This is a genomic window from Psychromarinibacter sediminicola (assembly GCF_029168335.1).
In the GTDB taxonomy this organism is placed as follows: Bacteria; Pseudomonadota; Alphaproteobacteria; order Rhodobacterales; family Rhodobacteraceae; genus Psychromarinibacter; species Psychromarinibacter sediminicola.
In genome coordinates this window covers 1-19,719 of the sequence record NZ_JARGYC010000015.1, presented here as the reverse complement: position 1 = coordinate 19,719, position 19,719 = coordinate 1, and the positions used below count along the sequence as shown (strand labels likewise).

Below are 19,719 nucleotides of genomic sequence, written 5' to 3'. Positions count from 1 at the left end.
GCGAATTGCGAAACTGCAAATTGTCGGGTGGCCGTCCTGAATCCGTCACCACCGATGGACAACCCGCACGCGCCGCCTTAATACATGCCAATGACACGTAATTCCGGGGTCCGCTTCCTGGACCGCAGCACACCGCCGCATATCTTCACGCTCATCGTCATGGCCAGCACCTCGGCGCTGGCGATGAACATGTACGTGCCGTCGCTGCCAAGCATGGCCGAGCATTTCGACGCCGACTACGGCGTGATCGCGCGGTCGGTCACGCTGTTCCTTCTGGGCAATGCGATCCTGCAGCTGTTCATCGGCCCCGTGGCGGACCGCTTCGGGCGCCGGCCCGTCATGCTGGGCGGCCTGGCGATCTTCGTCGTGGCGACGATCGGCTGCCTGCTGGCGCCGAATGTCACGGTCTTTCTGACCTTCCGCATGCTGCAGGCCTTCATCGTCGTGGGCATGGTGCTGAGCCGCGCCGTCGTCCGCGACACACACGACCAGGCGAATGCCGCCTCGATGATCGGCTACGTGACCATGGGCATGGCCGTCGTGCCGATGCTCTCCCCCGCGCTTGGCGGCCTGCTGGACGAATGGCTCGGCTGGCGCGCGAATTTCTGGGCCTTCCTGCTCTTCGGCCTCGCCACGCTCTGGCTGATCTGGGCCGACCAGGGCGAGACGAACCGCAATCAAAGCGCCAGCTTCCGGCAGCAGTTCCGGGATTACCCCGAGCTTTTGACCTCGCCGCGGTTCTGGGGCTACGCGCTGGCGGCGGCGCTGAGCTCTGGCGCGTTCTTTTCCTATGTCGGCAGCGCGCCGCTGATCGGGTCGGACATCTTCGGCCTGTCGCCCTCGATGCTGGGCGTGATGTTCGGGGCGCCGGCGCTTGGCTACATCCTGGGCAACTACCTGACCGGGCGCTATTCGGCCCAGGTCGGGATCAACCGGATGATTATCGTCGGCGCGCTGATCTGCGCGGGCGGCGTGGCGGCGTCGCTGGTGCTGTTCCTGGCGGGGTTCGGAACGCCGCTGACCTTCTTCGGGTTCATGTGCTTCGTCGGGCTCGGCAACGGCATGGTCCTGCCCAACGCCATCGCCGGCACGCTGTCGGTGCGCCCGCACCTCGCCGGCACCGCCAGCGGGCTGGGCGGCGCGCTGATGATCGGCGGCGGCGCGGCGCTGGCGCAGCTTGCGGGCGAGATCCTGAGCGTCGAGACCGGCCCCTACCCGCTGCTCTACATCCAGATCGTGGTGTCGATCCTCGGGGTGCTGGCCATCGCCATGGTGATCCGCCGCGAACAGCGGCTGGGCCTTGCCGACAGCGCTTAGCACCTGCTAACCCCGGACTGCAAACCTGCAAACCGGGGGCGGCCATGTCCAAGCGCAAACTCTATGCCGGCTCGAAGCTGCGCGAATTGCGCGTGCGGCTGGAGCTGACGCAGAAGGCCTTCGCGGAAAAGCTCGACGTCTCGCTGCCCTACCTGAACCAGATGGAGAACAACAACCGCCCGGTCTCGGCGGCGGTGGTGCTGGCGCTGGCGCAGGAGTTCGGGCTGGACGTGACCGAGCTGTCGACCGGCGATGCCGAGCGGATGGTGGTGGACATGCGCGAGGCGCTGGCCGACCCGGTCTTCGCCGAGGCGGTCCCGCCGCTCGCCGACCTGCGGCTGGCGGCCTCCAACGCCCCCACGCTGGCGCGCGCCTTCCTGGAGCTGCACCGCGCCTACCGGCAGGCGCACGAGCGGCTCGCCTCGCTGGACGAGGTGCTGGGCCGCTCCGACAGCAAGGTGCGCCCGTCGCCCTGGGACGAGGTGCGTGACTTCTTTCACTATTGCGACAACTACATCGACGCGGTGGACCGCGCGGCCGAGCATTTTGCACAGAGCGAGGCAGCGCAGGCCGACATCCGCGCCGCGGCGATATCGCATCTGTCCAAGTCGGGAATCCAGGTGGAACTACAGAAGGTTGACGCCCTGCGCTCATACGACGCCGATGGCGGCCGGCTGGTCCTGTCGGCCCGCAGTTCGGCGCCCACCCAGCGGTTCCAGCTTCTCCACCAGATCGCGCTGCTGACACAGAACGATCTTCTGGAGGCAACACTGGACCTCGCCCGGTTCCAGACCGACGAGGCGCGCGCCATCGCCAAGATCGGGCTGGCCAACTACTTCGCCGGCGCCGCGCTTCTGCCCTATCGCCGGTTCCTCGCCGCCGCACAGGAACACCGGCACGACCTCGAACGGCTGGCCGACCTGTTCGGCGCCTCGATCGAGCAGGTGGCGCACCGGCTGTCGACGCTGCAGCGGCCTGGCGCGCGCGGCGTGCCGTTCTTCTTCGTCCGCGTCGACCAGGCCGGCACGATCACCAAGCGCCACTCGGCCACGCGGCTGCAATTCGCCCGCTTCGGCGGCGCCTGCCCGCTGTGGAACGTCCATCAGGCATTCGAACGGCCCGGCCGCTTCCTGCGGCAGCTGGCCGAGACGCCGGACGGCGTGCGCTACCTGTGCCTGGCGCGGGACGTGTCGAAATCGGGCGGCAGCTTCCACGCGCCGGTGCGCCGCTATGCCATCGGGCTGGGCTGCGAGATCGCCCATGCCGAGGCGCTGGTCTATGCCGACGACATGGACCTCAGCCGGCCCGAGGCCTACGAACCGATCGGCATCTCCTGCCGCATCTGCGAGCGGCGCGACTGCCACCAGCGCTCGGTCCCGCCCCTGGAACGACCGCTCAGCGTCGACCCCGACACGCGGGAGGGTCTGCCCTACCGGATCGGCTGACGCGGAACGGGGGCTTCTTCTCGTTCCAAATACGCACTCCGCCCGCGCCATCCCGCGCAGGCGGAGCGACAAGGCGTGAGGTCAGCCCTCCGCCGTCGTGGTGGACAGAATCCGGTACAGCTCGTCCTTCAGCGCCATCCGCTTCTTGCGCATCTCCACCTCGGCCAGTTCCTCCACCGGGTCGACATTGGTTTCCGCGAGATGCACCGCGTGGTTGATCTCGTCATAGTCCTTGGCCAGCTTGGCGAAGTGCTTGTCCTCCTGCTTCAGCACATGGATGCGCTCGGCATATTCCGGGAATTCCTTGGCAAGGTCGTGCGGGACGTGGCTCATTCTCGGCCTTCCTTTCTTGATCGTTCCGGTCGAGCCTAGGGGCCCGGCCCGCGCCGCTCCTTGACCGGGATCAAACCCGGCACGATCAGCGCTGCGCGGTGCGCCAGTCCGGGTGGATCCAGGGGGTCATGTTCGCCGCGGGCAGCGGCGGGCGGCCCAGCACGTGGTCGGCCACCTTCTCGCCCACCAGGATCGAGGGCGCGTTGGTGTTGCCGTTGGTGATCTGCGGGAAGATCGAGCTGTCGGCCACGCGCAGCCCGTCGACGCCGATCACCCGCGCCTCGGGGTCGACCACCGCCTCGGGGTCGTCCCGCCGCCCCATCCGGGCGGTGCCGCAGGGGTGATAGGCGCTTTCCACATGCTCGCGGATCGCGGCGTCGAGGCCGGCGTCGTCCTGCACCTCGGCGCCGGGGAGGATCTCGTCGCCGGCATAGGGTTCGAAGGCGGGCTGGGCGAAGATCTCGCGGGTCAGCCGCAGGCAGGTGCGGAAGTCGCGCCAGTCGTCGTGGTGGCTCATGTAGTTGAACCGGATGACGGGCGCCGCCGCCGGGTCGGCGGAGCGCAGGGTGACGCTGCCGCGCGACTTCGACCGCATCGGCCCGACATGCGCCTGGAAGCCGTGCCCGCGCACCGCCGCATGCCCGTCATAGCGCACGGCGAGCGGCATGAAGTGGTACTGGATGTCGGGATATTCCACGCCGGCGGCGGAGCGGATGAAGCCGCAGGCCTCGAACTGGTTCGACGCGCCGGGCCCCTTGCGGGCGAAAAGCCACTGCGCGCCGGCCAGCGCCTTGCCCAGCGGGTTCCACCACGAATAGAGCGATACGGGCCGTTTCGACCGCATCTGCATGTAGATTTCCAGGTGATCCTGCAGGTTCTGTCCAACCCCGGGCCGGTCGGCGGCCAGTGGGATGCCGTGCCGCGCCAGCTCGGCCGCCGGGCCGATCCCCGAGAGCATCAGCAGCTTGGGCGAGTTGATCGACGAGGCGGCGAGGATCACCTCGCGCCGGGCGCGGACGACCTGCGTGGCTCCGCCACGCTTGTACTCCACCCCGGTCGCGCGGCCCTCCTCGATGACGACCCGGGTGACCAGCCCGCGGATCAGCTCGCAGTTCGGCCGCTGCAGCGCCGGGCGCAGGTAAGCCTCGGCGGCGGACCAGCGGCGGCCCTGCCAGATCGTCGCCTCCATGGCGCCGAAGCCTTCCTGCTGATGGCCGTTGTAATCCTCGGTCACCGGGTAGCCCGCCTGCCGCCCGGCCTCGATGAAGGCGCGGTTCAGGGGGTTTCCGCCCTGCCCCACCGTGACATGCAGCGGGCCGTCGGTGCCGCGCCAGGGCGACGGGCCGTCGCCGTGCCAGTGCTCCATCCGCTTGAAGTAGGGCAGCACGTCGGCATAGGCCCAGCCGTCGGCGCCCATCCCGGCCCAGCTGTCGAAGTCGCGGGCGTGACCGCGCACATAGACCATGCCGTTGATCGAGGACGACCCGCCGATCACCTTGCCGCGCGGACAGGCGAGACGGCGATTGCCGAGATGCGGCTCGGGCTCGGACCAGTAGCCCCAGTCATAGCGCGCCATGTTCATCGGGTAGCTGAGGGCGCCGGGCATCTTGATGAACGGGCCGGCATCGGTGCCGCCATGCTCGATCACCAGCACCGAGGCGCCGGCATCGGACAGCCGGTAGGCCAGCGCGCAGCCGGCCGAGCCGGCGCCGACGATGACGAAATCGGCTTCCATCAGCGGTAGCCTTGCGCGCCGGGGTTCGAAGCGCTGGCGCGCTCCGACCCGCCGGGGGCGCTGCCCCCGGGCCCCCGGCGTATTTTTGACAAGAAGAAGGGCATGGCGCAGTGCATTGCTCTAATAGGGTGCGTCCACGGGGCCGGTGCCCACGTAAACGGTCTTGAGTTGCGAGAAATGTTCGATCGCGGCCAGCCCGTTCTCGCGGCCGACCCCGGAGAGCTTCGAGCCGCCGAAGCCGACCTCGACGGGCGTCAGGTTGTAGGTGTTGATCCAGCAGGTGCCGGCCTCGAAGCCGCCGGCGACGCGGTGGGCGCGGTCGATGTCGCGGGTGAAGACGCCGGCGGACAGGCCGTAGGGGGTGGCGTTGGCGCGGGCCAGCGCCTCGTCCTCGGTCTCGAAGTCGAGCACCGCGGCGACGGGGCCGAAGATCTCGTCGCGCGCGATGGTCATGTCGTCGGTGACGTCGGCGAAGACGGTGGGTTCCACGAACCATCCCGGGCGGTTCACGCGGGCACCGCCGGCGACGAGGCGGGCGCCCTCGGCCTTGCCCTGCGCGATGTAGCCCATGACCTTGTCGAGCTGCGCCGCGCTGACCAGCGGGCCGAAATTGGTGGCCTCGTTCAGCGGGTCGCCCATTACGATACCCTGGAGGCGTTCGGTCAGGCGGGCGAGGAAGCGGTCCTTGATGCCCTTCTGCACGAAGACGCGGGTGCCGTTCGAGCAGATCTGGCCCGAGGAATAGAAGTTGCCGAGGATCGCTCCGCCGACGGCGGCTTCGATGTCGGCGTCGGCGAAGACCAGCATGGGGGACTTGCCGCCCAGCTCCATCGTGACGTGGCGGATGCCTTCGGCAGCGGCGGCATAGACCTTCTGCCCCGTGGGCACCGAGCCGGTCAGCGACACCTTGGCGACGCGGGGGTCGGTGACGAGCGACGCGCCGACCTCGCCCCGCCCCTGGACGACGTTGAACACGCCAGGCGGCGCGCCGGCCTCGGTGAGGATTTCCGCGAGTTTCAGCGCGCAGAGCGGGGTTTCCTCGGACGGCTTGAAGACCATGGTGTTGCCGCAGGCGAGCGCCGGGGCGGCCTTCCACGCGGCGATCTGGGTGGGGTAGTTCCAGGCGCCGATGCCGACGCAGACGCCCAGCGGCTCGCGGATGGTATAGGCCCAGTCGCCGCCGAGCTGCACGTGCTCGCCGCGGATGGTGGCGGCCAGCCCGCCGAACCATTCCAGCGCATCGGCCGCCGAGGCCGCGTCGGCCACCAGCGTTTCCTGCAGCGGCTTGCCGGTGTCGATGGTCTCGATCTCGGACAGGTCGCGGTTGCGCTCGCGCAGCAGGTCGGCGGCGCGGCGCAGGATCCGGCCGCGTTCGACGCCGGGCATCGCGGCCCAGTCGCGGCGGGCGGCGTCGGCGGCGGCGAGCGCCTTGTCCACGATCTCGGGCGTGGCGGCATGGACCTGCGCGACCGTCTCGCCGGTGGCGGGGTAGATCACGTCGATCGGCGCGCCGCCCGCGTCCTCGGCATAGGCGCCGGCGATGTAGTGGCTGCCCCTCGGGGTCACGTCGCGCATGTCATTCTCCCCTCGGGAAGCGCTTGTTTTCTTCCAGCACGTTCAGGTCCATATGGTTGCGCATGTAGCGCTCGGAGGCGTCGCGCAGGGGCTGGTAGTCCCACGGGTAGTAGCCGCCCTGGCGCAGCGCCTCGTAGACCACCCAGCGGCGCGCCTGACTGGCGCGCACGTCTGCATCGAACTTATCCAAATCCCACAATTCGTCGGCCTTTTTGCGCAGACTTGCGAGAATGCTTGCATGATCCGAACTATCGGCGAGGTTGGTCCTTTCCTGCGGATCGGCCTCCAGGTCGAACAGCTGGTCCGGATCGAGCTTGCAGATGTTCAGTTTCCAGCGCCCCTCGCGCAGGCTGGCCAGCGGGGAATAGCTGGCCTCGGCCGCGTATTCCATGCGGACCGGGGTCTTGCGGCTCACCCCTTCGGCGATGGGCACGAGGCTTTCGCCGTCGGTCCAGGGCAGCACCTCGGTCATGTCGACATCGGCCAGGTTGCACAGGGTCGGGCAGACGTCCATCGTGGAGACCGGCGCGGTGACGGTGCCGGGCTCAAGCCCCGGGGCAGAGACCATCATCGGCACCCGCGCCGAGCCCTCGTAGAAGCTCATCTTGAACCACAGCCCCTTCTCGCCCAGCATGTCGCCGTGGTCGGAGACGAAGAGGACGATCGCCTCCTGCCGCGTGTCCTCCAGCACCTGAAGGATCTGGCCGATCTTGTCGTCGAGATAGGAGATGTTGGCAAAGTAGGCGCGGCGCGACCGGGCGATGTCGGTCTCGGTGATGTCGAAGCTGCGCCAGTCGTTGGCGTCGAAGATGCGCTGCGAATGCGGGTCGTGATCCTCGTAGGCATAGGCGGCCTCGACCGGGGCGAGATGCGCGCAATCCTCGTAGAGATCCCAGAACCGGCGCCGCGCGACGTAAGGATCGTGCGGGTGGGTGAAGCTGGCGGTCAGGCACCACGGGCGGTCGTCTATCCCGCGGGCGGCATCGTAGAGCCACTGCTGCGCCTGGAAGGCGACATCGTCGTCGTACTCCATCTGGTTGGAGATCTCGGCCACCCCGGCGCCCGTCACCGAGCCCATGTTGTGATACCACCAGTCGATCCGCTCGCCCGGCTTGCGGTAATCGGGGGTCCAGCCGAAATCGGCCGGGTAGATGTCGGTCGTCAGCCGCTCCTCGAAACCGTGGAGCTGGTCGGGGCCGACGAAATGCATCTTGCCGGACAGGCAGGTGCGATAGCCCGCGCGGCGCAGGTGGTGGGCGTAGGTCGGGATGTCGGACCGGAACTCGGCCGCGTTGTCGTAGACCTCGGTGCGATACGGCAACTGCCCCGACATGAACGACGCCCGCCCCGGCGCGCAGAGCGGCGAGCCGGTATAGGCGTTGGCGAAGCGCACCGAGCGCTCGGCCAGCCGCCTCAGGTTCGGCGTGTGCAGCCAGTCGGCGGGGCCGTCGGGGAACAGCGTGCCGTTCAGCTGGTCCACCATCAGGATCAGGATGTTGGGGCGGGTCATGTCACCTCGGCGATCATCAGGTCCATCATGCGCAGCACCTGATCGGCGGCGCCGCGGGGATCGGTCGCGCCGGGGTTCAGGGCGGCGCGGATGTAGAGCCCGTCGATCAGCGCCGCGACCGTCTCGGCCGCGACGGCGGCGCGGTCGCCCACCAGCGGGCGCAGGTCGTGGACGAGGTTGGCGCGCAGCCGCCGCTGATAGATGGTCAAGAGCCGCTGCGCCGGCACCGATTTCTGGGCGGCGACGTAGAAGTTCAGCCAGGCGTTCACCACGTGGCCGCTGAACTGCTCGGCCTCGAAGCTGGCGCGGACGATCGCCTCCAGCCGCTGGCGCGGCGTCGTGGAGCCGGCCAGCGCCGAGCGCACCCCCTGCCCGTAAAGCGTCAGGATGTGGCGCATGGCGGCGAGGAACAGATCCTCCTTCGCGCCGAAATAGTGATGCGCCAGGGCCGAGGACACGCCCGCCCGGCGGGCGATGCGGTTCACGGTCACGTCGAGCGTGCCGGCGGCGGCCACCTCGTCGATGGTCGCTTTCACCAGCGCCGCGCGCCTGATAGGCTCCATTCCGAGTTTCGGCATGGTCCGGTCTCCTTCGGGGGAATACGGCGCCGAAGCTGCCGGATACTAATTGACTCGTCAATCAAGAAAAACAGGGAGACGACGATGAGCCTCAAGACAACTCTATCCGCGCTGGCACTGGCGGCCGTGGCGGGGCCCGCGCTGGCCGATTGCGACACGATCGTGTTCTCGGACGTGGGCTGGACCGACATCACCTCGACCACCGCGGCGACCACCGTGGTGCTGGACGCGCTGGGCTACGAAACGGACGTGAAGGTCCTGTCGGTGCCGGTCACCTACACCTCGCTGGCCGAGGGCGACGTGGACGTGTTCCTGGGCAACTGGATGCCCACGATGGAGGCCGACATCGCCCCCTACCGCGAGGACGGGACCGTCGACACGGTGCGCGCCAACCTCGAAGGCGCGAAATACACGCTGGCGGTCAACAAGGTCGCGGCCGACCTCGGGATCGCGGACTTCTCGGACATCGCCGAACATGCCGAGGCGCTGGACGAGACGATCTACGGGATCGAGCCGGGCAACGACGGCAACCGCCTGATCCAGTCGATGATCGACGAAAACGCCTTTGGCCTGGAAGGCTTCGAGGTGGCGGAAAGCTCGGAACAGGGGATGCTGGCGCAGGTCGAGCGGTCGATCCGCCGCGACGAGCCGGTCGTGTTCCTGGGGTGGGAGCCGCACCCGATGAACGCCAACTACGAGATGTCCTACCTGACCGGCGGCGACGATTACTTCGGGCCGAACCTGGGCGGCGCGACGGTCTATACCAACACCTCGGCCGGCTTCGTCGAGGAATGCCCGAACGTGGGCACGTTCCTGCAGAACCTGGAGTTCACGCTGGCCATGGAAAACGAGATCATGGGCGCGATCCTGAACGACGGGACCGACCCGGAAGAGGCCGCCACCGCGTGGCTGAAGGAGAACCCGGAGGTGCTGGACACCTGGCTCGACGGCGTCGAGACGAAGGACGGCGGCAACGGGCTGGAGGCGGTGAAGGCCGCGCTGGGCCTGATGTAAGCCGCGCCGACGCGCGACATTGCGGGCGGGCGCCGCGGCGCCTGCCCTTTTTCGTGCGTACACCCGGGCGTCAGCCGAGGTTGCCGTTGTACCAGTCGTGCAGCTTCACCTCGGTCTCCGCGCCCGCCTCGGACAGCAGCCGCGCGAATTCTTCCGGATCCTGCGTGCCGCCGTCGCGGCCGCGATAGTGGTACGGGTAGACATAGGTCGGCGCGAACTCGGCCACGGCGTCCGCCGCCTGCTCCGCCGCCATGGTGAAGGGCAGGTTCATCGACACGAAAGCGATGTCGATATCCTCCAGCGCGCGCATCTCGGGCGTGCCCTCGGTGTCGCCAGAGATGTAGACGCGCATCCCGTCGATGGACAGGATATAGCCGTTGTCGCGCCCCTCGGGGTGAAAGTTCAGCCGCCCCTCGGTGAGGTTGTAGGCCGGGATCGCCTCGATCGGGACGCCGGCCAGCTCCGTCGACTCGCCGTTGGCGATCCGGCTGGCCCGGGCCTTCAGCGCCTCGGGCAGCATGTCGTAGACCGCCGGGTTGGTGAGGATCGGCGTGTCCTCGCCCGCCAGGGCGGAGAGCGTGTCGGCATTGTAGTGGTCGCCGTGCTCGTGGGTGACGAGGATCAGGTCGGGCTCCGGGAAATCCGCATAGCGGCCCGGATCACCCACCGGGTCGGCATAGATCGTGCCGGCCGGCGTCTCGAACACGACCGAGGCATGCTCCACCGGGTGAACCACGATCTCGCCGCCGTCGGTCGGGAACGTGTTGCTGGCATGGGCCGCCGCGAGCGCGTGATACGGCAGCACGGTGATGGCACCGGCGCAGGCGGCGCCGCGGGTCAGGAATGTACGTCTGGAGTGCATTTCGTGTCTCTCCCTGTCGAGTTAGTCCCGAGCGAAAGAGTAGTGCAGGCCGGCCCCGCGTCACCCTTCCTTTCTGCGCACAGGGCCGTCATGCTGGGCGCACAGTGATCGCACTGTGGATCGCATAGTGGATCGCACTTGGGGGGAAGGGAGCGACCGATGGCCGATTGCGGCTTGCCCGATGCCAGCTGGGTAACCGAAAAGATACCGCTGGGCGCCTGCGCCGGCGACGCCTTCGACTGGCTGCAGACGAACGGGGCGTTCTTCTTCGACCGGCTGTCGGACGCGATGGAGACGCTGATCGACGCGGTGCTGCGCGTGCTGCAGGAGCCGCCGCGCCTGCCGGTGGGGTCGGGCGAGGATCCGTGGGTCGACCTCTGGCCCGAGCCGCTGCATCCTTTCATCGTGATCGCCGTCTTCGTGGCCCTGACCTGGGCGCTGCAGCGCAGCTGGAAGGTGTCGCTCTTCGTGGCCGTCGGGTTCCTGTTCATCCTGAACCAGGACTACTGGGAGGAGACGACAGAGAGCCTGACGCTGGTGCTGTCGGCCTGCGTGGTCTGCATGGCCATCGGCGTGCCCATCGGCATCGCGGCGGCGCACCGGCCCCGGCTTTACGCCTGGCTCCGGCCCGTGCTGGACCTGATGCAGACGCTGCCGACCTTCGTCTACCTGATCCCGGCCATCGTGTTCTTCGGCATCGGCATGGTGCCGGGGCTGATCGCGACGGTCATCTTCGTGGTGCCGGCCCCGATCCGGCTGACGCATCTGGGGGTCGTCTCGACGCCGACGCATCTGCTGGAGGCCGCGCGGGCCTTCGGCGCCACGCCGCGGCAGGTGTTGTGGAAGGTGGAACTGCCCTTCGCCTTCCCGCAGATCATGACCGGGCTGAACCAGACGATCATGCTGTCGCTGTCGATGGTGGTGATCGCGGCGCTGGTGGGGGCGGACGGGCTCGGCGTGCCGGTAGTGCGGGCGCTGAACCAGGTGAACACGGCGCTGGGCTTCGAGAGCGGGTTCATCATCGTGGTGGTGGCGATCATGCTGGACCGGATGCTGCGGGTGGACCGCAAATGAGCGTCGCGGTTCGGTTCGACCGGGTTTCCATCGTCTTCGGCGACACGCCGCAGCAGGCGCTGCCGCTGATGGATGCCGGGCAGTCGCGGGAAGAGATCCAGGAGGCGACGGGCCAGGTCCTGGGGGTCCACGATTGCTCGCTGGAGGTCGCCGAGGGCGAGATCCTGGTGCTGATGGGGCTGTCGGGCTCCGGCAAGTCGACGCTCCTGCGCGCCGTCAACGGGCTGAACCCGGTGGTGCGGGGCGTGGTCTCGGTCCGCTACGGCGGCCGCGAGGTCAGCGTCACGCAGGCGCCGGCGAAGCTGCTGCGCGAGCTGCGGCTGAAGCACATCTCGATGGTGTTCCAGGCCTTCGGGCTGCTGCCCTGGCGGACGGTGCGCGAGAATGTCGGGCTTGGGCTGGAGATCGGCGGGCTGTCGCGGGTCGAGCGGCGCGCGCAGGTGGAGCGGCAGCTGGAGCTGGTGGGCCTGTCGGACTGGGCCGACCGGAAGGTGGGCGAGCTGTCGGGGGGCATGCAGCAGCGGGTCGGGCTGGCCCGCGCCTTCGCGACGGAGGCGCCGGTCTTGCTGATGGACGAGCCCTACTCGGCGCTGGACCCGCTGATCCGGACGCGGCTTCAGGACGAACTGCTGGAGCTGCAGGCGCGGCTGAAGCGGACCATCGTCTTCGTCAGCCACGACCTGGACGAGGCGTTCAAGCTGGGCAACCGGATCGCGATCATGGATGGCGGGCGGATCGTGCAGGCGGGCACGCCGCAGCAGATCTTCACCCATCCGGCGAACGACTACGTGGCGGATTTCGTGGCGCATATGAACCCGCTGGGGGTGCTCTGCGCCCGCGACGTGATGGAGCCGGCCGCCGGGGCGCCGGCGGAGACGGTGGGGCCGGAGACCGAGATTCACGCGGTGATGGCGCGGGTGAAGGCGACGGGCAACCCGGTGGGGGTGGTCGAGGACGGGCGGGTGATCGGGCAGATCACGAAGGACACGGTCCTGGCCCGCCTTCTGGACCCGCGCGGCGGGTGATGTCCGAGGGTGTCCAAGGTTGGACAGGGGTGTAACCGGCTGATATTCCCGTAGATAGCGCTAACAGGTGCGGTCGGACGCCCATCATCGGATGAGGCGTCCGGCCCCGTTCCGCTGCAACACATGACCTCTCACAGCCGACACCCCGCCCCTGCTTCTTCTCGTTCAAAATACGCCGGGGGGTCGCCATTGGTGCGCCATTGGTCCGAGCGACAATGGCGACGGGCGGAGCCCCCGGCGGATCGGACCGCCGCAAGGCGGTCCGAGACGAACGGCCCCGCCCTACTGTATCCGCCGGTAGGTCGTGCTGCGCCCGCGCCGCACGTCGGTCAGTTCCAGCACGCCGCCTTCGGCGCGGTCGATGCGGTAGCAGGTGCGGCGGTTGTTGTCGGCGTTGATCTGCACCAGCACCGGCCCCTGCCCGTTCGAGCCGTCGCATTCCTTGGCGAGCCGCAGGAAGCGGTGGGTCGAGAAGTCGCCGTCCTGCCGGTAGTAGACCTCGGAGCCCAGCACCGTCATCTCCCACCGCCCGTCGCCCTGGTCGATCCAGTCGCCCTGGATATAGGCCCGCAGCAGAGACTCCTCGTCCTCGCCCGGGCGCGGCTCCACCCCGCGCACGACGATGGCGGCGATGTTGCCCTTGGTCTCGACCATGTCGCCCTTCAGCAGCACCGGCATGTTGATCGCCAGTTCCTCCAGCGCGTACATCAGCCGCTCGGGCGTGGGGCCGCGGTAGAACACCCGCATCTTCCAGTCGCCGGCGTGGAACGAACAGAACTCGCGCCCGCCCTCCAGCTCGCAGCCCTGGAACAGCGCGACCGTCTCGAAGGGCTTGCCGTGGTTGCCCTGCGGGATCTCGGTCTTCAGATCCTCCATCGAGACCGACATCGGCACGTCCTCGGGCGGGACCACGGTGGTGTCCTGCACGACCTCGTTCACCTCTTCGCCGCTGCCGGGGCCGCCGGGGCCGGACGTGTCGGTATCGGTGGAGGTGATCGTCTCGCCCGGCGTGTTGTCGGGATTGTCGCCGTCTTCCAGCTTCGGCGCGATCTTGTCGCCGCCCGTGGGCTTGCCGCCGTCGTCCACCAGCGTCAGCGTGAACTCGCGCGCGGTTTCCCCGGTGTCGATCTCGCGCATCGACAGGGTCTCGTAACCGCGCTGCTCGCAGGAGGTGTCGCCGACGATCGAGAACACCTCGTTGGAGGCGCAGAAGAAGTAGTCCTGCCCCTGGAAGTTCTCGTTCACCGACTCCGCATAGTAGTAATAGTAGCGTTGCGTCAGGTCGCCGCCCAGGACGCGGGCGCAATCGCCCGGGTCGATGTTCCACCACCCTTCCGAGGTCCAGTCGCGCTCGCCCTTGAAGCCGATGGCGACGGTCTGGACGACATCGGTGTCGTTGCAGACGTCCAGCCCGGCCTGGGCGCCCCCGGCCATAGCGGCCCAGAGCGCCCCTGCCGCGAGCGTGCGCAGAATAGCGTTCCGCATCGCCTCAGCTCCCGCGCGTACTGCCGCGACGGATCCGGCGCTCGTCGTCGTCCTCGGCCGGCATTTCGTCCATGTCCAGGTCGAGATCGAAGTCGAGCTCCTCGTCGGGCTCCTCCATCGGCTCCTCAACCGGTTCCATCGGCTCCTCGACTGATTCCATGGGCTCTTCGACCGGCTCCATGGGCTCTTCGACCGGTGCCTCGCCCGGTCCGGCGTCGGGGTCTTCGGCCGGCAACTCGGTCTCCTCGGCGGGCTCCTCGGCCGGCTCCTCATCGGGCAGGCCGAAGTCGAAGCTGGGTTCCTCCGGCCCGTCGACCTCCGGGACACTCTCTTCGACCACCTCGCCGGGCGTGTCGTCCGGTTTCGGCCCGTCGGGGAACGGATCGCGGTCGTCCTCGGGCGAGGGCGGCCCGTCCGTCCCCGCAGGGTCGACGAGCGTCAGGGTGAACAGGCCGGTGGTGCCGCCGGTATCGACCTCGGCATATTCCTCGCGATCGTAGCCGCGCGCCTCGCATTCGCTGTCGCCGACGATCACGAAGGCCTCGGGCGTGGTGCAGAAGAAGTAGTTCTGCCCGTCGAACGGCCCGCCGTCGATCTCGGCGCGATAGTAGATGTAGCGCCGGTTGACGCCGTCGAGCGCCGGCATCGCGCAGTCGCCCGGGTCGATATTCCACCAGCCTTCGGACGTCCAGTCCTCGGCGCCTTCATAGCCGATGGTGACGCTCTGCACCTCGCCGGTATCGTTGCAGACCTCCAGCCCGGCGCCCTCGCCGGTGGGCGCCGGCGGGGTCTCGTCGGGCTGCGGCGGCGGCGCGGCCCCGTCGGCGGTGATGTAGAAGGTGTAGCCGCGCGCGGTGGGCCCGGTGTCGATCTCGGAGAAGCTCTCGGTATCGTAGCCGCGGCTTTCGCAATCGCTGTCGCCGACGATCGTGTAGACCTCGGGCGAGGTGCAGAACATGTAGCCCTCGCCCTCGAACGGGCCGGCCTCGACCTCGGCGCGGTAATAGTAGTAGCGGCGCTGCAATTCGCCGGCGAGCACCTTGGCGCAGTCGTCGGGGTCGATGTTCCACCAGCCTTCCGAAAGGAACCCCTCGTCGCCCTCGTAGCCGATCGAGACGCTCTGGATCTCGCCGGTGGAGTTGCAGATGCGCAGGCCGGTCTCGTCGGTCGCGGGGGTGTCGTTCGCCGGACCCTCGCCGATCTTGGGCGGCGAGGTCGTCTCGGCGGTCAGGGTGAAGGTGAAGTCGGTCGCGGTCTCGCCGGTGTCGATCTCGCGGAAGGATTCGCTGTCATAGCCGCGGCTGGCGCAGTCGGTGTCGCCGACGATCTCGAATTCCTCCGGCGTGGTGCAGAACATGTAGCCCTCGCCCGGGAAGTCGCCGCCGTTCACCTCGGAGCGGTAATAGTAATAGCGCTTGGTCAGGTCGCCGCCGACCACGGTGGCGCAGGCCCCCGGGTCGATGTTCCACCACCCCTCGGAGGTCCAGGCGCTGGCCCCCTGATAGCCGATGGCGACGCTTTGTATGTCATCGGTCTCGTTGCAGAATTGCAGGGCCGCCTGGGCGGTGCCGGCCGCGGTGGTAAAGGCGAACGCCAGAATGATCTGTCTGAAAACGGTCATGGACTCCTCCACTGATGACGACAGTCTAGCCGCGCCGCGGGCCGCCGGACAAGCATCTAATACCCGCCCCGTGGCCCTGGCCTGCCGCCGCGGAAGCCTCGCAATTAACGCAGCGTTTCCCGGAAATGGGCCATGGGACGCCCAATTCCCGCCCCGATACGCCGTTAACTTCGATCATGTCGCCGCCGAATAGTCGGAAAACCCGGACGGCGGCAGGAAGCTCGGATCGAGCGAAGAGTAACGGAGAGAGACATGAAACTGTTCAACCTGATCAACCGCTTCAAGCGTGACGAAGACGGCGCCGTGACCGTCGACTGGGTCGTGCTGACCGCTGCCATCGTCGGCCTCGGCATCGCCGTGCTGACCACCGTCGGCGGCGCCACCAACGACTACGGCGAGACCATCGGCTCGCACCTGTCCTCGCAGGATGTGAAGACGACCTACTGAGGTCGGCGCGGCGGCCTCGGCCGCCCTCTCGACCGAACAAGACGACGCCCCGGGCAGGATGTCCGGGGCGTCCTGCGTTTCCGGTTTGCCCGCGGCGGGCGCGCGCGGTAATCGGAGCGCCATGCCCCGATACGCGCTGAAGATCGAATACCATGGCGGCGGCTTCTCCGGCTGGCAGCGGCAGAAGGCGCACCCGTCCGTGCAGCAGGCCGTCGAGGAGGCGCTGCGCCGGCTGGAGCCCGACGCGCCGGCGATCGCCGCGGCGGGGCGGACGGATGCCGGGGTGCATGCGCTGGGCCAGGTGGCGCATTGCGATATGGCCAGGGCCTGGGATCCGTTCCGTCTGTCGGAGGCGCTGAACCATCATCTCAAGCCGGAGCACGTGGCGGTGGTGGACGCGGCGCGGGTGGCGGACGACTGGCATGCGCGGTTCTCGGCCACGGAGCGGCAGTACCTCTACCGAATGATCTGCCGCCGGGCGCCGCTGACCCATGACCGGGGGCTGGCCTGGCGGGTGCCGCAGGCGATGGACGTCGCGGCGATGCGGGACGGGGCCGCGGCCCTGGTGGGGCAGCACGACTTCACGACCTTCCGCGCCTCGGAATGCCAGGCCAAGAGCCCGGTGAAGACGGTGGACGCGATAGAGGTGACGGCAGCCGAGGCCGAGGTGCGGATCGCGGTCCGCGCCCGATCCTTCCTGCACAACCAGGTGCGCAGCTTCGTCGGCACGCTGGAACGGGTCGGCGCGGGCGCCTGGGCGCCGGACGCGGTGAAGGCGGCGCTCGACGCGCGCGACCGCGCCGCCTGCGGGCCGGTGGCGCCGCCGGACGGGCTCTATCTGACCCGCGTCGGATACCCCGCCGATCCCTTCGCCTGACCCCGGCCGCCCGTTCGCGCCTCCAGCAACTTCTTCTCGTTGAAAATACGCATGGCCGGGTCTCTCCGCCGGCCCGCCGCCGGTATGGCGCGCCGCGCGACGCACCGGCGGAGAAGAAATTCCGACAGAATGGCGGCAACCCTATAGTAACCCGCACGGGAATCAGATTTGCTGCACAGGAAACTTTTCGGAGCGAGCGATGACCGACCCGATCCCCCCGTTCTCGGCGGCCGAGTACGACCGCCGCCTGGCCAAGACCCGCGCCGCGATGGAGGCCAAGGGCCTCGACGTGCTGATCGTCACGGACCCGTCGAACATGGCCTGGCTGACCGGCTACGACGGCTGGTCCTTCTATGTCCACCAGGCCGTGATCCTGCCGCTGGAAGACCGCCCCTACTGGTGGGGCCGGCGCCAGGACGCCAACGGCGCGATCCGCACCGTCGACACCGACCGCACCGGCATAGACAGCTATCCCGACCATTTCGTGCAGTCGACCGAGTTGCACCCGATGCAGCACCTCGCCTCGCTCCTGCGCGGCCAGGGCTTCGGCGAGGCCAATGTCGGCATCGAGATGGAGAACTACTATTTCTCCGCCCGCGCCTACACGACGCTGCTGGTGGAGCTGGCCGATTCGAACCTGATCGACGCGACCGGCCTCATCAACTGGCAGCGCGCGGTGAAATCCGACGAGGAGATCGCCTTCATGCGCAAGGCGGCGAAGATCTCGGAAAGGATCAACCAGCTCGCGCTGGACATGGCCGCGCCGGGCGTGGCGAAGAACGAGATCGCGGCCAGGATCATGGCCGCCGGGATCGAGGGCGCCGACGGCGCCTGGGGCGATTATCCGGCGATCGTGCCGCTGATGCCCTCGGGCCCGTCGGCCGCGGCGCCGCACCTGACCTGGAACGGCGCACCGATGAACGAGGGCGAATGCACCTTCTTCGAGCTCTCGGGCTGCTACCGGCGCTATCACGCGCCGCTCTGCCGGTCGGTGTTTCTGGGCAAGGACCTGCCCGACCACATCAAGCGCGGCGAGGAGGCGCTGGTCGAGGGGCTGGAGGCGGGGCTGGAAGCCGCCCGCGCCGGCAACCGCGCCTGCGACATCGCCAACGCGCTCGGCGCCGCGATGGACCGCGCCGGCATCCAGCGCGGCGCGCGCTGCGGCTATCCGATCGGGCTCAGCTATCCGCCGGACTGGGGCGAGCGCACGATCTCGCTGCGCCCCGAGGACGAGACCGAGCTGGAGCCAGGGATGACGTTCCACTTCATGCCGGGGCTCTGGATGGAGACCTGGGGGCTGGAGATCACCGAGTCGATCCTGATCCGCGAGGACGGCCCGGCCGAGACCTTCTGCAACCTGCCGCGGCGGCTGCTGGTGAAGGATTGAGCGGCGCCGCGCCGCCGGCGCGGCTGCCACAGGGGCGCCCCGGCCGGCCGGTCGGGCGTGCCACAGGGCTTGACCGGAGCGGTCGCGCCAACGCACGAAGGACGTGCAAGGTGCCGAAGTGTTGGCCAAAGCGCGCCGGGACGCGCCGCCGGCCGCCCCCCGACGTGCCGCAGCGCGGGACTTCGGCCATGCCGCCACACAGATTGCGACTACCGCAGGCAGACGAAAGGAGACCGCGCCGCGCATGACACCGCTCGACCGCACTGTCGCGACCCTGGCCGACCTGATCGGCTTTCCAACGGTCTCCGCCGACTCCAACCTCGACGCCATCGCCTATCTCGCCAACCGGCTGGAGTCGGCCGGCGCGCGCTGCGAGGTGCTGCAGGACGAGAGCGGCCTGAAGGCGAACCTCTTCGCCACCATCGGGCCCGAGGACACGGATGGCGGGCTGATGCTGTGCGGCCATACCGACGTCGTGCCGGTGGAGGACCAGCCGTGGAGCTCGGACCCCTACGACATGGTGGAGCACGAGGGGCTGCTCTACGGCCGCGGCACCTGCGACATGAAGGGCTTCATCGCCGCCTGCGTCGAGGCGGCGCCGGACCTGGCCGAGCGGGTGAACGGGCGCCCCGTCCATTTCGTCTTTACCCATGACGAGGAGATCGGCTGTCTCGGCGCGCAGTCGCTGGTCGAGGTGCTGAAGGCGCGCCAGCTGCGCCCCGGCCTGTGCCTGATCGGCGAGCCCACCTCGATGCGGGTGATCGAGGGGCACAAGGGCTGCTACGAGTACCAGACCGAGTTCACCGGGCTGGAGGGGCACGGCTCGTCCCCCGACCACGGGGTGAACGCGGTGGAATACGCCGCGCGCTACGTCTCGCGCCTGCTGGAGCTGAAGGACCGACTGAAGGCGCGCACGCCGCCGGGCAGCCAGTTCGACCCGCCCTGGACCACGATCAACGTGGGCGCGCTGACCGGCGGCCACGCGCCCAACGTGATCGCCGCCAAGGCCGAGGTCATCTGGGAGATGCGGCCGGTCATCACCGACGACGCCGATTACGTGAAGCACGATTTGCACGAGTACATCCACGACGTGCTGCTGCCGGCGATGCACGACGTGGACCCGGAGGCGGGGATCGTGACCCACACGCTGGGCGAGGTGCGGGGGCTGGAGCCGATGCACCACAACGCGGCCCGCGACCTGATCTGCGAGCTGACCGGGGCCAACGGGACCGACCTGGTGCCCTTCGGGACGGAGGCGGGGCTGTTCCAGTCGTTGGGGATCGACACGGTGGTCTGCGGGCCCGGCTCGATCGAGCAGGCGCACAAGGCCGACGAGTTCGTCAGCCGCACGCAGCTGCAGAAATGTCTGGATCTGCTGGACCGGCTGGGCGACCGGTTGTGAGGGGGTTTCGGACCGCTTGCGCGGTCCGATCC

The 19,719-nt window shown here is 68.7% G+C and carries 17 protein-coding genes; 9 read left to right on the top strand and 8 right to left on the bottom strand.

Going from position 1 to position 19,719, the window contains the following annotated elements; all coding sequences use genetic code 11:
• Positions 1–90: 90 nt before the first annotated feature.
• Complete coding sequence (locus P1J78_RS07545) at positions 91–1,317, top strand: multidrug effflux MFS transporter (protein ID WP_275566724.1); 1,227 nt, start codon at positions 91–93, stop codon at positions 1,315–1,317.
• A 44-nt stretch (positions 1,318–1,361) separates the two neighbouring features.
• Positions 1,362–2,762 carry a helix-turn-helix domain-containing protein gene (locus tag P1J78_RS07540; RefSeq protein WP_275566723.1) on the top strand — a complete coding sequence of 467 codons (1,401 nt, stop codon included), beginning with the start codon at positions 1,362–1,364 and terminating at the stop codon, positions 2,760–2,762.
• 81 nt (positions 2,763–2,843) lie between these two features.
• On the opposite strand, the gene P1J78_RS07535 is transcribed toward P1J78_RS07540, so the two are convergent.
• The 5 genes from P1J78_RS07535 to betI all read right to left on the bottom strand — a co-directional run bounded on the left by P1J78_RS07535 (position 2,844) and on the right by betI (position 8,493).
• Entirely contained in the window at positions 2,844–3,095 is a 252-nt protein-coding gene (locus P1J78_RS07535) for an HP1242/YdcH family protein (RefSeq protein WP_275566722.1), read from the bottom strand.
• Positions 3,096–3,180: 85 nt separating this feature from the next.
• The gene (betA, locus tag P1J78_RS07530; RefSeq protein WP_275566721.1) at positions 3,181–4,830 is read right to left on the bottom strand and encodes a choline dehydrogenase; all 1,650 of its coding nucleotides are present in this window, start codon (positions 4,828–4,830) and stop codon (positions 3,181–3,183) included.
• A 120-nt stretch (positions 4,831–4,950) separates the two neighbouring features.
• On the bottom strand, positions 4,951–6,405 hold the full coding sequence (gene betB, locus P1J78_RS07525; RefSeq protein WP_275566720.1) for a betaine-aldehyde dehydrogenase: 1,455 nt from the start codon (positions 6,403–6,405) through the stop codon (positions 4,951–4,953).
• A 1-nt stretch (position 6,406) separates the two neighbouring features.
• Positions 6,407–7,915, bottom strand: a complete 1,509-nt coding sequence (betC, locus tag P1J78_RS07520) for a choline-sulfatase (RefSeq protein WP_275566719.1) — start codon at positions 7,913–7,915, stop codon at positions 6,407–6,409.
• A complete protein-coding gene (betI, locus tag P1J78_RS07515) occupies positions 7,912–8,493 on the bottom strand; it encodes a choline-binding transcriptional repressor BetI (RefSeq protein WP_275566718.1) in 582 nt (193 codons plus the stop codon). Before betI ends, betC begins: the two co-directional genes overlap by 4 nt.
• A gap of 84 nt (positions 8,494–8,577) precedes the next feature.
• On the opposite strand from betI, the gene P1J78_RS07510 reads away from it, so the two are divergent.
• Positions 8,578–9,507 carry a choline ABC transporter substrate-binding protein gene (locus tag P1J78_RS07510; protein ID WP_275566717.1) on the top strand — a complete coding sequence of 310 codons (930 nt, stop codon included), beginning with the start codon at positions 8,578–8,580 and terminating at the stop codon, positions 9,505–9,507.
• A gap of 70 nt (positions 9,508–9,577) precedes the next feature.
• Here the strand turns inward: P1J78_RS07510 and P1J78_RS07505 are convergent, their stop codons facing one another.
• Positions 9,578–10,369, bottom strand: coding sequence for an MBL fold metallo-hydrolase (locus tag P1J78_RS07505; protein ID WP_275566716.1), 792 nt, complete (start codon positions 10,367–10,369; stop codon positions 9,578–9,580).
• A 159-nt stretch (positions 10,370–10,528) separates the two neighbouring features.
• Here P1J78_RS07505 and choW point away from each other — a divergent pair, with 159 nt between their 5' ends.
• Together choW and choV are read left to right on the top strand one after the other, a co-directional pair.
• Complete coding sequence (gene choW / locus P1J78_RS07500; protein ID WP_275566715.1) at positions 10,529–11,443, top strand: choline ABC transporter permease subunit; 915 nt, start codon at positions 10,529–10,531, stop codon at positions 11,441–11,443.
• Positions 11,440–12,468: a choline ABC transporter ATP-binding protein gene (gene choV / locus P1J78_RS07495; protein WP_275566714.1), complete on the top strand. Its 1,029-nt coding sequence runs from the start codon at positions 11,440–11,442 to the stop codon at positions 12,466–12,468. Before choW ends, choV begins: the two co-directional genes overlap by 4 nt.
• A 282-nt stretch (positions 12,469–12,750) precedes the next feature.
• On the opposite strand, the gene P1J78_RS07490 is transcribed toward choV, so the two are convergent.
• Together P1J78_RS07490 and P1J78_RS07485 are read right to left on the bottom strand one after the other, a co-directional pair.
• Complete coding sequence (locus tag P1J78_RS07490) at positions 12,751–13,953, bottom strand: DUF1036 domain-containing protein (RefSeq protein ID WP_275566713.1); 1,203 nt, start codon at positions 13,951–13,953, stop codon at positions 12,751–12,753.
• 4 nt (positions 13,954–13,957) lie between these two features.
• Entirely contained in the window at positions 13,958–15,574 is a 1,617-nt protein-coding gene (locus P1J78_RS07485; RefSeq protein ID WP_275566712.1) for a DUF1036 domain-containing protein, read from the bottom strand.
• A gap of 252 nt (positions 15,575–15,826) precedes the next feature.
• On the opposite strand from P1J78_RS07485, the gene P1J78_RS07480 reads away from it, so the two are divergent.
• The 4 genes from P1J78_RS07480 (at position 15,827) to argE (ending at position 19,687) form a co-directional block, all read left to right on the top strand.
• Entirely contained in the window at positions 15,827–16,021 is a 195-nt protein-coding gene (locus P1J78_RS07480) for a Flp family type IVb pilin (protein ID WP_275566711.1), read from the top strand.
• Positions 16,022–16,142: 121 nt separating this feature from the next.
• Positions 16,143–16,898 (top strand): tRNA pseudouridine(38-40) synthase TruA, encoded by a 756-nt coding sequence (truA, locus tag P1J78_RS07475; protein ID WP_275566710.1) that lies wholly within the window; start codon positions 16,143–16,145, stop codon positions 16,896–16,898.
• A gap of 199 nt (positions 16,899–17,097) precedes the next feature.
• Complete coding sequence (locus P1J78_RS07470; RefSeq protein ID WP_275566709.1) at positions 17,098–18,285, top strand: M24 family metallopeptidase; 1,188 nt, start codon at positions 17,098–17,100, stop codon at positions 18,283–18,285.
• A gap of 244 nt (positions 18,286–18,529) precedes the next feature.
• On the top strand, positions 18,530–19,687 hold the full coding sequence (gene argE / locus P1J78_RS07465) for an acetylornithine deacetylase (protein WP_275566708.1): 1,158 nt from the start codon (positions 18,530–18,532) through the stop codon (positions 19,685–19,687).
• Positions 19,688–19,719 lie beyond the last annotated feature (32 nt).

Excerpts from the sequence above, each read along its gene's own strand:
- P1J78_RS07545 (WP_275566724.1), top strand. The coding sequence starts at position 91 with ATGACACGTAATTCCGGGGTCCGCTTCCTGGACCGCAGCACACCGCCG.
- P1J78_RS07540 (WP_275566723.1), top strand. The coding sequence starts at position 1,362 with ATGTCCAAGCGCAAACTCTATGCCGGCTCGAAGCTGCGCGAATTGCGC.
- P1J78_RS07535 (WP_275566722.1), bottom strand. The coding sequence starts at position 3,095 with ATGAGCCACGTCCCGCACGACCTTGCCAAGGAATTCCCGGAATATGCC.
- betA (WP_275566721.1), bottom strand. The coding sequence starts at position 4,830 with ATGGAAGCCGATTTCGTCATCGTCGGCGCCGGCTCGGCCGGCTGCGCG.
- betB (WP_275566720.1), bottom strand. The coding sequence starts at position 6,405 with ATGCGCGACGTGACCCCGAGGGGCAGCCACTACATCGCCGGCGCCTAT.
- betC (WP_275566719.1), bottom strand. The coding sequence starts at position 7,915 with ATGACCCGCCCCAACATCCTGATCCTGATGGTGGACCAGCTGAACGGC.
- betI (WP_275566718.1), bottom strand. The coding sequence starts at position 8,493 with ATGCCGAAACTCGGAATGGAGCCTATCAGGCGCGCGGCGCTGGTGAAA.
- P1J78_RS07510 (WP_275566717.1), top strand. The coding sequence starts at position 8,578 with ATGAGCCTCAAGACAACTCTATCCGCGCTGGCACTGGCGGCCGTGGCG.
- P1J78_RS07505 (WP_275566716.1), bottom strand. The coding sequence starts at position 10,369 with ATGCACTCCAGACGTACATTCCTGACCCGCGGCGCCGCCTGCGCCGGT.
- choW (WP_275566715.1), top strand. The coding sequence starts at position 10,529 with ATGGCCGATTGCGGCTTGCCCGATGCCAGCTGGGTAACCGAAAAGATA.
- choV (WP_275566714.1), top strand. The coding sequence starts at position 11,440 with ATGAGCGTCGCGGTTCGGTTCGACCGGGTTTCCATCGTCTTCGGCGAC.
- P1J78_RS07490 (WP_275566713.1), bottom strand. The coding sequence starts at position 13,953 with ATGCGGAACGCTATTCTGCGCACGCTCGCGGCAGGGGCGCTCTGGGCC.
- P1J78_RS07485 (WP_275566712.1), bottom strand. The coding sequence starts at position 15,574 with ATGACCGTTTTCAGACAGATCATTCTGGCGTTCGCCTTTACCACCGCG.
- P1J78_RS07480 (WP_275566711.1), top strand. The coding sequence starts at position 15,827 with ATGAAACTGTTCAACCTGATCAACCGCTTCAAGCGTGACGAAGACGGC.
- truA (WP_275566710.1), top strand. The coding sequence starts at position 16,143 with ATGCCCCGATACGCGCTGAAGATCGAATACCATGGCGGCGGCTTCTCC.
- P1J78_RS07470 (WP_275566709.1), top strand. The coding sequence starts at position 17,098 with ATGACCGACCCGATCCCCCCGTTCTCGGCGGCCGAGTACGACCGCCGC.
- argE (WP_275566708.1), top strand. The coding sequence starts at position 18,530 with ATGACACCGCTCGACCGCACTGTCGCGACCCTGGCCGACCTGATCGGC.